Genomic DNA, 9,985 nt, shown 5'->3' on the forward strand with positions numbered 1-9,985 from the left:
AGTTAGACTGTTAAAATAACAAATTGGGCACATGGATACATCGGTGCGAATGACTTCGACCGATGTATCTGTGTGCAACCCTTCCTTTATACGTCTTCTATATGGTAGCTGTCAATAGCGCAATTCTGATATTTCTGTTTGTGCTATTGCTATTAATGATACGTATTGGCGGATACCGCTGGCTTTCCAAGTGCTTGATCAACGGTACTAGCTTGAGCGCCTGTATTCGTTCCCGCATCACCCGAGTTAGCAGAGGAATCACTCGATCCATCTGTTGGTGTGTCTGTTCCCGTACCACCACTATTGCTTCCTTCCTCGGAAGGCGTTTCGGTGCCACTGCCTGTACCTGTGCCAGATTCACTCCCTGGGGGTTCAGAAGGAGTGGATGAGCCATTTCCTGAATTATTACCTGCTTCTGTCCCGTTACCGGGCTCTCCCTCCCCGGTATTGCCGGAGGAGCCTTCGTTGTTATTAGGCTGTGATTCAGTTGACGTGCCTGATCCATTCCCCTCGGTTACCGTGACGGTCACACTAATCTGTTCACCTGGATTGGATAGGCTGACCGTCTCGGGTAGCACAACCTGTACGGGTAGCTTGTACGTGCCTGCTGCGCGTCCACTCAAATTGATCGAAGCTTTAATATCCTCTGGTCGCACCGCCTGAATCGCATCTGGCGCTCCTTTAATACTGATTGCCACCTGCTGACTTTGCGGCTCTGTAATCGACGCTTCCAGATTCGTACCAATTCCCGTCAAGCGCACGGGTACATTTTGCACGGTACGTTCGGAGAATTCCTCCGTTGTAATCTTCACTTGTACAGACGAAGGAGAGATTCGATCGGTTCCCTCCGGCAGATCCAGTGCAGCTGTCAGCGTTACAGTTCCTGCCTGATCAATCGAGCTAAGGTTTACCGAAGCTGTAATCGATGAGCCCAGCGATGACAGCTCGGATTCAGAGCCATACACCGTCACTTCATCTGCACTCACCTCTGTACCTGCCAGCACGAGATTGTCTGGCAATTGACCGATATAGCTCAGATTGAGTGGAAGCGTACGTGAAGACGCTCCAATCGGTACCTGTACCTTAATCGATGCTGGCGAGACGACAGCATCCTTCATCGCTGTACCACTTTTATCATAGACTGCCAGTGTGACCGTCTTGCTTACGGTATCACTGGCACCCGCGATATTGATCACACCCTGTACGCTGCCTACATCACTGAGGCGGCTTTCTGGTAGTGTTACCTTGACCTTGTCAGTACCATCGGTAATGACAGGATCGCCCTTTTGATAACCTTCCGCAGGTTCGCCTTCTACCTTAATCTGTGGAACGAAGGTATTCGATGTTTTCTCTTCAATCGTTACCTTTACAAATCCCGGTGTAGACGATACATACTGCACACTTGCAGGCGTCTCTGCTACGATCGGCAGGGTCACTGTACCTGCACCTTTAATATCGCTCAGATTCACCTTCGCTTTATAACTATTAGTCGAAAAGTAGGAAATCAGATCAGATTGTCCGCGCACCTCAATATTAACGGTGGCGGGTTCAATGGATTTTAATACATACTTGTCCTCATCAAATCCATATGGCTGTACCTCTACGTTGTTGATGACACTCGTCCCCATCGCAGCGGACGTTGTCGAGGTTGGAATCGTATTATTATCCATGTGAACCATAACCCATAGCAAAATGCTCACCACTAGCGCAAGCACCTTGGCGACAGTATTATTACTGATCCATTTGTCCATCATCTTTATTTCCCCCCTTCCGCTTCCAGAACGGGAGCTTTTTCTCTGTCGTTACATTCGGCTTCAATGCCTCATGCAGCTTCGAGATCAGCGATTCTTCATTAATATCGCGTACGACCTGCCCATTCATTGCCAGTGATACCTGACCCGTTTCCTCCGATACGATCAGCGAAATGGCATCGCCCACCTCACTAATCCCAATCGCAGCACGATGTCGTGTACCCAGCTCCTTACTAATAAATGGATTCTCTGATAAAGGAAGATAGCAGGCTGCCGCCGCAATTTGTTGTCCTTGAATAATGACTGCACCATCATGGAGCGGTGTATTCGGGATGAAAATATTAATCAGCAGCTCGGAGCTAATTACCGACTGCATCTTGATACCAGATTCCGTATACTCGTTCAATCCAGTCGTTCGCTCAAATACAACAAGCGCCCCAATTTTACGCCTTGATAAGTAATTGACCGCCTTGATCACTTCATTGATCATACGCGTGATTTCCTCTTCATCCGCCACGGTACGTCCAAATATTTTACCGCGTCCCAGCTGCTCCAGACCACGCCGTAGCTCCGGCTGGAAGATGATAAAGATCGCTAGCACCCCAAATGTAAATGCCTGATTCATCAGCCATTTGAGCGTGTACAGATCAAACCAGCTACTCAGTGCCCATACGACAACCAGCACCAGAATACCCTTTAGCAGCTGCACTGCACGTGTACCACGTACGAGTAGAATCAACTGATAAATGATATACGTTACGATCAAAATATCGATAATATCTTTAATGGAATCCTTCCAAGTCAAGTCCGCAAAATACTCCATACTGCAACCCCCGTTATGTTCTATCTGGTGGACCCTTAACCTGGCACCTGTCGTCCAAGTCTTTCAGGGCTGCCGGTAACGATGCCCCTAAATGAGCGTTATTATCCTATTACCCTAACCTGCTACCAACATGACGATCTTTTTTGAAAATAAATCGATGCCTTGGCGGCTGCGGACGACGGGTGAATCTCATTCCTATTTTCTTATTTTACACGCTTTTTCATTCAACATGCAAAGAACATCGGCACCTGCACAAAAAAAGACGCCATCTTGGCAAGAGGCGCCTTTCAGTTCATGATTTAATTGGTAGAGGCGACATCCGCAAATGCAGTTGAAATTTTGTACCAGAGCCAGCCCACTGCTTGATCAATCGTTTGAACCTGTCCGGAGATATGGGCAGTGCTTGCCTGAAATACGCTACCGTCGATGACTGTTACATTGCCTTCGACGTCACCGTAGATCCTGGCTTGTCCTTTTTCTATCGTCAAATTGCCGGCGATGGTCTTTCCTTCCGGCACAATAACCGTATTACCTTCAATCACAACTTGATCCAGATTCTGCCCTTTGACGATCATCTCAGGACCTTCATCCCAAAGCGGCAGCGTACCGAGCAAAATCACAAAAAATGCGGCGGCTGCGGTTAGTGCCGGATGACGTTTCAACCATGTTACCCATGCCGACGGCTTTTTAGGCTTTGGCAATGACTGCATGATCCGGTCAGTGAGCTCATCAGATACTGGCGGTTTGCGATGATTGACAGCAAACAAGAGCAATTCTGTCTGCTCTAGCTCTTTAAAAACGGCTCGGCATTCCGCGCATTCAGCCATGTGCTGCTTCAGCTCTGCTGCCTGTCCATCCGGTAGATCGCCGTCCAGATACTCATGAATATAGGAGACGGCCAGTTTGCAATCCATATGAGCCATTCCTTTCTCGTAAAATAGTGCCTCATGCATCATACCATAGATGGCAATGTGCATGGAACAGCGAATACTCTGTTAAATACGGTGTAGCTCCAGTAACGTTTCAAAAATACGCTAAGATTTTTTAGAATATTTTTCCAAGCTCGATTCATACGTCAATATCGATATACTACATCGATATAACGATATCTTACGTAGAGATAACGCTATACTACGTAGCAAATAAGCTAGAATCCGCTACTTACAAAATGTCTTCTTTTGCGTACAATCGAATCCTGTTAGCGTTCATGTTAGCCAATATTGCAGGTAGCTATCCGCAGTCCATTTTGTAACCGCTCAGAATAGATCACTTCGATTGTGAAATTGTCATGCTTATCCTCTATACATATGGAGCATCACAATTTATTTTCCAGCTTCTTACGTAAAAATTCCCGACCACGGTGCACACGCGTCTTGATCGTCGTCACCGGCATGTCCATCACATCGCTAATTTCCTGTAGCGACAACTCCTGTAAGTAACGCAGCACCATTACCGTTTTATATTTATCTGGTAAGGAATCAATCGCCTGATGAATCAACTGCTGCGTTTCGGTCAGCATATATTCGCTTTCCGGTGTACGTTCATCCCCAGGGATGAGGGCATAGCCATCAGTATTGTCCTGATCATTCAATTCCGCATCCAGTGAAAAGCTCGGCTTGCGTTTACGCAATCGGTCAATACACAGATTAGTCGCAATCCGATAAATCCAGGTTGAGAACTTTTGCTTCGGATCATAACGATCCAAATTTTTATATACTCTTAAAAAGGTCTCCTGTACGACATCCTCTGCCTCATGCCGATTACTGAGCATACGATAGCCAAGGTGAAACAGCTTGTCCTTATATAAATCCACGATCTCGGCAAATGCGCGCTGATCACCCTTTAGCGCCAGCTTCGCCAGTCGCGTATCTAGATTATCCACCATCACTCCCCCAAACTATGTTCCCGATATGTATAGGTTTACTGCATTTTGTCCTTTTACAGTCCACTTAAAATCGTACTGGATGATCCGGTAAATTGCAATCTTAATCGAACAGTAAATATACAATTTGTTAAAATTCGTCTATAAATTCTTCAATTTAGCGTGTAATTCTTGCTTACCGAACAACAAATGAAGAATTTACATACTGCTCAAATAATTGCATTCCCCTCAAGCTACCGTTAAAGCTCCCATTTACCGAAGCTAGCAACCGATCACTATTACTATTACTATTACTATTACTATTACTTTATTTTATCAATATAAACGACAAACCTAGTAAGTAGTCCATAGACTTAACCCAACCTACTATACTTAATAAACAAAATGGAGCGGCGCATAAGCCCGCTCCATTTTGAATGACGTTGTCGTTGGATCCTATCCTTCACTTCGACTCCGTCTGTATAATAGATATCAGCCTGTATTCCGCAGACCCGCAGCAATACCGTTGATAGTAAGCAACACTTCACGTAGCAGCTCAGCATCATCCGAACCATCCTCACGGATGTTACGCAGTTCGCTTAGCAGCTGTACTTGCAGATAGCTTAATGGATCAACATATGGGTTACGCAGACGAACTGATTCCTGAATAACCGGTACATTGTCCAAAATCTCCTGTTGGCCGCTAATTTGCAGCACCAGATCACGAGTCAGATTGAACTCTGTTTCGATCATACCGAAAATACGCGTACGTACCGCATCGTCCTTGCACATTTTGGCATATTCCTGCGCGATCATCAGATCCGCCTTTGCAATTGCCATTTGCAGCGTATCGATCAGCGTTTTAAAGAATGGGAACTCCTTGTACATTTGCTGGAGTATTGCCATATTTTCCGGCTTGTTCTGGTAGAAATGCTGGATACCTGTACCAGCTGCATACCATGCAGGTAGCAGATAACGGCTTTGTGTCCATGCAAATACCCACGGAATCGCACGCAAGTCCTCAAAACGATCACTATTTTTACGCTTGGATGGACGAGAACCGATATTCAGCTCGCCCACCTCAGGCAATGGTGTCGATTGCTTGAAAAATTTCATAAAGTCGGGATCACGGAAAATCAGATCCTGATACTTATTGAGCGATACTTCGGAAATGCTCCGTACAATCTCATCCCATGCTTGATTATTTTCACCAGCTGGCTCACCAACTTTGGCAATCATCGCCGATGTAATCAGTGCCGAGATCGCTTGCTCCAGACTGCGATATGCAATCCCTTGCAGCGAATAACGAGAAGACAGCACTTCACCCTGCTCCGTAATTTTGATACCGCCACCGATCGTATGTGGTGGCTGTGCCATAATACTACGATCCAGAGACATACCACCACGACCGAGCGCTCCACCGCGACCGTGGAAGAATTTGAGCTTGATGTCATATTCCTGACCCATCGCCGTAATTTCATTCAGCGCCAGACGCAATTCCCAGTTCGCAGTCACCACGCCGCCATCCTTGTTGCTATCGGAATAGCCCAGCATGATTTCATGCAGATTGTTCATCGCTGTTACCCCTGCACGATAAGCAGGCAAATCAAGCACACGGCGCATAATCGCAGGTGCTGCATGCAGATCGTCGATCGTTTCGAACAGTGGTACCGCTTGAAGTGTACAATGTACCGTACCATCTGGCAGCAGACGGAACAGACCCGTTTCTTTAGCAAAGACCATAACCTCAAGGATATCACTTGCTCCCTGTGTCATACTGATCAGATAGCTAGAGATACACTTCTTACCGAATTCCTGCTGTGCACTGGCAATCGTACGATACACAGCCAGACACTCTGCTGTACCTTCACTGTAGTTCAGGTAAGGCGAAGTGAGTGGACGCGGATCAACGAGCAGCTTACCGAGCAATTCGATCTTCTCGTCCTCGTTTAATGTGGAGTAATCGTCCACAATTTGCATGCCAGCCAGAATTTCCTTCAGTGCATTTTCATGCTCCTGACTATGCTGACGCACATCCAGTGTTGCCGTATGGAAGCCAAACAGCTCGACCTGGCGAATCATTTTCTGCACATACGTATCCGCAACATAATCGGCGTAGTGGTGACGTAGACTCTTATCAATCGTCCACAGGTCCTCCAGCAGCTCCGACACGTCGTTGTAACGCTCTAATGTACCACGCTTCGAATCATCTACAACATTGTTCAGCTTACGCAGCATATACGCAATCTTGATACGATAAGGCTCGTTTTCATTGTTCCAGCTATATGTTTTGTCGATCGTTACGTGAAGACGGTCTTTTTGAATCGAAGACAGCAATTCTTCCGAAACATCGATAATCGTTGTACTAAAGCTCAGTGAGTTCATCATGTCACGCAGGATACGCTGATACTCACGAATCGCTAGCTTACGCTGCATCTGTAGCGTTTTCCACGTCACATCAGCGGTTACAGATGGGTTACCGTCACGGTCGCCACCAATCCAGGAACCAAAGCGCAGGAAGCCTGGTACATGCCAGTGATGATCTGGATAATGCTTAGCGAGAGAACGCTCAAGCTCCTGATACAGCTCAGGCAATACGTCAAAGAGCGTTTCGTGGAAATAATACATTCCATTTCGTACTTCATCCAGCACCGTTGGCTTGCGATCACGCAACTCGTCCGTTTGCCAGAGCGTAATCACTTCATTAAGAAGCTTTTCACGCAGCTGCTCGCGCTCACGGAAGGTCAGAGTCGGATTGTCCAGCAGCTTCACATCTTCAGAGATACGCTTATGGATATCGAGAATAACACGACGCATCGCTTCTGTTGGGTGAGCTGTCATGACAAGTTCCAGCGACAGATCAGCGAGTAACGCTTCAATCTCATCCGCTGTAAAATTGTTATTCTTCAGCTCCTGTACAGCACTCTCCATCGAGCCCTTCTGTACAGTCTCCCCAGCAGAACGCTCATAATCGCGCTTACGGCGAATTCGATGATTCTGTTCAGCAATATTAACGAGTTGAAAATAAATCGCAAATGCACGAATAACCTGATGTCGGTTATCTGAATCCAGATGACGGATTAATGTTTTAAACTCGTCAAATACTTCTGGTAATGATACAGCACGAAGCGATTTGCTAAGCTCACGGATTTTCTCTACAATATCCAAAAGCTCCTGTCCACCCTGATGCACGAGAACTTCACCCAGAATGTTCCCCAAAAAGCGTACATCACGACGTAGCAAATTGTTAGAATGATTTTTACTTACATTCACAGTCAACTCAGACATGCTTCTCCTCCTATCCTTCCCTACCGGTGTTGATTCTATTGAAGGTTAACATCTTCTTCACATCATACAACAAAGCATGTATGAATACTTTAATTAATTTGCAGGTTGTGAGTATTTATGCAAACATTCTGTCAATCATTCATAATGACTTCACAGCGTTATCGCACTACATTATTATACTACAATCCTTTAAAGTGTGAAGGCTAAATTAGTCCTATTGTCAAAATGACAATCTTCCTGTCTTTAATGTCTCATAAAAGATCGCAGCCTTACCTTTAATCTATATCAATAAAATGTAGATTCGATTAAAAAACTAAATGTACTAGTATAGCAGCTCCAATGAATATTGGGCTGCTCATTCTTTAACGAATAATAATATTCATTCTTGAATATTTGACCGCATACTAACGCTAGTAATAGAAAAAATGTGTATCCACATTATTTTCATACATGATCGTTAAAACAGTACAAAATTCTTATATATGATCTTTAAAGCAGTACAAATACTTGATAGACAATTTCCTTTTTAATCATACGAACCTTTAGCAAGATACTTGTCAGAATCAACTTGTCCAGCCTTACCAGGTAATTACAGTTGCTTTACCGTATTGAATACGTTTGCATAAAGTAGAGTAAATTAATCCTATCGTACATAATAACCCCCATGAAAATCAAATACCACACATGCCTATTGTACCCACAGGTGATACTATTCGATGACACTCATCAATACGACTCCATCGTACTTCGTCATAGTTTTGTATTCATTCATTTTATATCGTTTATCGCTCGTTTCCCATCGTTTTTCAACGTCTAACTATTCATGTCTATTTCTATGTCCAATGCCCATCTTTTCCGCATTTCTCGATCTCTCGTTCATAAAAGCTATCACGCGTATATTCATCCAGTCTTATTTAAACTCAAATTTAAACTCAATAATAAGCTGACTACTATTTGAGATCACTAATATTGGAGATCAACAATTATATTTTCTAACATAACTCTTTTAACTACTCTAATTGTTCATTCACTAATTTCAGTTCTCATTCTTACAATTAAAGCTGTATATGGCATAAAGCTGTATATAGCAAAAAAAGACCGTTTCCGGTCTTATTCACATAATGGAGCGGGTGATGGGAATCGAACCCACGCTACCAGCTTGGAAGGCTGGAGTTCTACCATTGAACTACACCCGCGTACAATCGGGATGACACGATTTGAACATGCGACCCCCTGGTCCCAAACCAGGTGCTCTACCAAGCTGAGCTACATCCCGATGTGCAGTAATATTAAAATATGGCGCGCCCTAAGAGATTCGAACTCCTGACCTTTTGATTCGTAGTCAAACGCTCTATCCAGCTGAGCTAAGGGCGCATAATGGAGCGGACGACGGGAATCGAACCCGCGACCCTCGCCTTGGCAAGGCGATGCTCTACCGCTGAGCCACGTCCGCATGGTATGCGCGTGGAGGGACTTGAACCCCCACGTCGTAAGACGCTAGATCCTAAGTCTAGTGCGTCTGCCAATTCCGCCACACGCGCACATTTTGAATGAAGAATGGTGAGCCATGAAGGACTCGAACCTTCGACACCCTGATTAAAAGTCAGGTGCTCTACCAACTGAGCTAATGGCTCTTAATGGCTGGGGATATAGGATTTGAACCTATGCATGACGGAGTCAAAGTCCGTTGCCTTACCGCTTGGCTAATCCCCAACGTTTAAGAAAAACGATGGTGGAGACTGACGGGATCGAACCGCCGACCCTCTGCTTGTAAGGCAGATGCTCTCCCAGCTGAGCTAAGTCTCCAAAGTATTAGTCGTAAAGGTAATGCCGTCAATACACATTATTCAAACGTATTTCCCAGGCCAGATAGGCACTGACAAACCTTTACATCTTTAATCTTTTAATACCAATTAAAAGAAGAAAGGAATGACCCGTAGGGGATTCGAACCCCTGTTACCTCCGTGAAAGGGAGGTGTCTTAACCCCTTGACCAACGGGCCTCATTAAAAGTGATAACAAGCTCTCAACCGGGATCGAACCGGTGACCTCATCCTTACCATGGATGCACTCTACCTACTGAGCTATGAGAGCATGGCTCCCCGAACAGGACTCGAACCTGTGACAACTCGATTAACAGTCGAGTGCTCTACCAACTGAGCTATCAGGGAATAGTACCCGCTCATACGAGCGGCAGCTTACGCTTTCGAAGCCAGCTTTACAGAATAAAGCTGTGAGGTCTTGCTTGTTCGCTTGGCGACGT

The 9,985-nt window shown here is 45.2% G+C and carries 5 protein-coding genes and 11 tRNA genes; all 16 read right to left on the reverse strand.

Going from position 1 to position 9,985, the window contains the following annotated elements; genetic code table 11:
- Nucleotides 1-152: 152 nt before the first annotated feature.
- On the reverse strand, nucleotides 153-1,754 hold the full coding sequence (locus tag IEX62_RS19585; RefSeq protein ID WP_188777429.1) for a CdaR family protein: 1,602 nt from the start codon (nucleotides 1,752-1,754) through the stop codon (nucleotides 153-155).
- Entirely contained in the window at nucleotides 1,732-2,574 is an 843-nt protein-coding gene (gene cdaA, locus IEX62_RS19590) for a diadenylate cyclase CdaA (RefSeq protein ID WP_188777431.1), read from the reverse strand. The genes IEX62_RS19585 and cdaA overlap by 23 nt, the downstream gene beginning before the upstream one ends.
- Before the next feature lie 299 nt (nucleotides 2,575-2,873).
- The gene (locus IEX62_RS19595) at nucleotides 2,874-3,488 is read right to left on the reverse strand and encodes a zf-HC2 domain-containing protein (RefSeq protein ID WP_188777433.1); all 615 of its coding nucleotides are present in this window, start codon (nucleotides 3,486-3,488) and stop codon (nucleotides 2,874-2,876) included.
- A 401-nt stretch (nucleotides 3,489-3,889) separates the two neighbouring features.
- On the reverse strand, nucleotides 3,890-4,459 hold the full coding sequence (sigW, locus tag IEX62_RS19600; protein ID WP_188777435.1) for an RNA polymerase sigma factor SigW: 570 nt from the start codon (nucleotides 4,457-4,459) through the stop codon (nucleotides 3,890-3,892).
- Nucleotides 4,460-4,927: 468 nt separating this feature from the next.
- Nucleotides 4,928-7,723: a phosphoenolpyruvate carboxylase gene (gene ppc, locus IEX62_RS19605; protein ID WP_188777437.1), complete on the reverse strand. Its 2,796-nt coding sequence runs from the start codon at nucleotides 7,721-7,723 to the stop codon at nucleotides 4,928-4,930.
- A gap of 1,122 nt (nucleotides 7,724-8,845) precedes the next feature.
- Nucleotides 8,846-8,919, reverse strand: a tRNA-Gly gene (locus tag IEX62_RS19610).
- A gap of 6 nt (nucleotides 8,920-8,925) precedes the next feature.
- Nucleotides 8,926-8,999: transfer RNA gene (locus tag IEX62_RS19615), tRNA-Pro, on the reverse strand.
- Between the two features lie 21 nt (nucleotides 9,000-9,020).
- Nucleotides 9,021-9,097 (reverse strand) — tRNA-Arg (locus IEX62_RS19620).
- A gap of 4 nt (nucleotides 9,098-9,101) precedes the next feature.
- Nucleotides 9,102-9,176: transfer RNA gene (locus IEX62_RS19625), tRNA-Gly, on the reverse strand.
- 6 nt (nucleotides 9,177-9,182) lie between these two features.
- Nucleotides 9,183-9,264, reverse strand: a tRNA-Leu gene (locus IEX62_RS19630).
- 17 nt (nucleotides 9,265-9,281) lie between these two features.
- A tRNA-Lys gene (locus IEX62_RS19635) sits at nucleotides 9,282-9,357 on the reverse strand.
- 4 nt (nucleotides 9,358-9,361) lie between these two features.
- Nucleotides 9,362-9,436, reverse strand: a tRNA-Gln gene (locus IEX62_RS19640).
- A 17-nt stretch (nucleotides 9,437-9,453) separates the two neighbouring features.
- Nucleotides 9,454-9,529: transfer RNA gene (locus IEX62_RS19645), tRNA-Val, on the reverse strand.
- 124 nt (nucleotides 9,530-9,653) lie between these two features.
- Nucleotides 9,654-9,725, reverse strand: a tRNA-Glu gene (locus tag IEX62_RS19650).
- A gap of 18 nt (nucleotides 9,726-9,743) precedes the next feature.
- A tRNA-Thr gene (locus tag IEX62_RS19655) sits at nucleotides 9,744-9,816 on the reverse strand.
- Nucleotide 9,817: 1 nt separating this feature from the next.
- A tRNA-Asn gene (locus IEX62_RS19660) sits at nucleotides 9,818-9,893 on the reverse strand.
- Nucleotides 9,894-9,985 lie beyond the last annotated feature (92 nt).

This window comes from Paenibacillus hunanensis (assembly GCF_014645615.1).
Taxonomy (GTDB): domain Bacteria; phylum Bacillota; class Bacilli; order Paenibacillales; family Paenibacillaceae; genus Saccharibacillus; species Saccharibacillus hunanensis.

Bases quoted from the DNA above. Each gene is read 5' to 3' on its own strand.
- cdaA (WP_188777431.1), bottom strand. From the start codon at position 2,574: ATGGAGTATTTTGCGGACTTGACTTGGAAGGATTCCATTAAAGATATT.
- ppc (WP_188777437.1), bottom strand. From the start codon at position 7,723: ATGTCTGAGTTGACTGTGAATGTAAGTAAAAATCATTCTAACAATTTG.
- sigW (WP_188777435.1), bottom strand. From the start codon at position 4,459: ATGGTGGATAATCTAGATACGCGACTGGCGAAGCTGGCGCTAAAGGGT.
- IEX62_RS19595 (WP_188777433.1), bottom strand. From the start codon at position 3,488: ATGGATTGCAAACTGGCCGTCTCCTATATTCATGAGTATCTGGACGGC.
- IEX62_RS19585 (WP_188777429.1), bottom strand. From the start codon at position 1,754: ATGATGGACAAATGGATCAGTAATAATACTGTCGCCAAGGTGCTTGCG.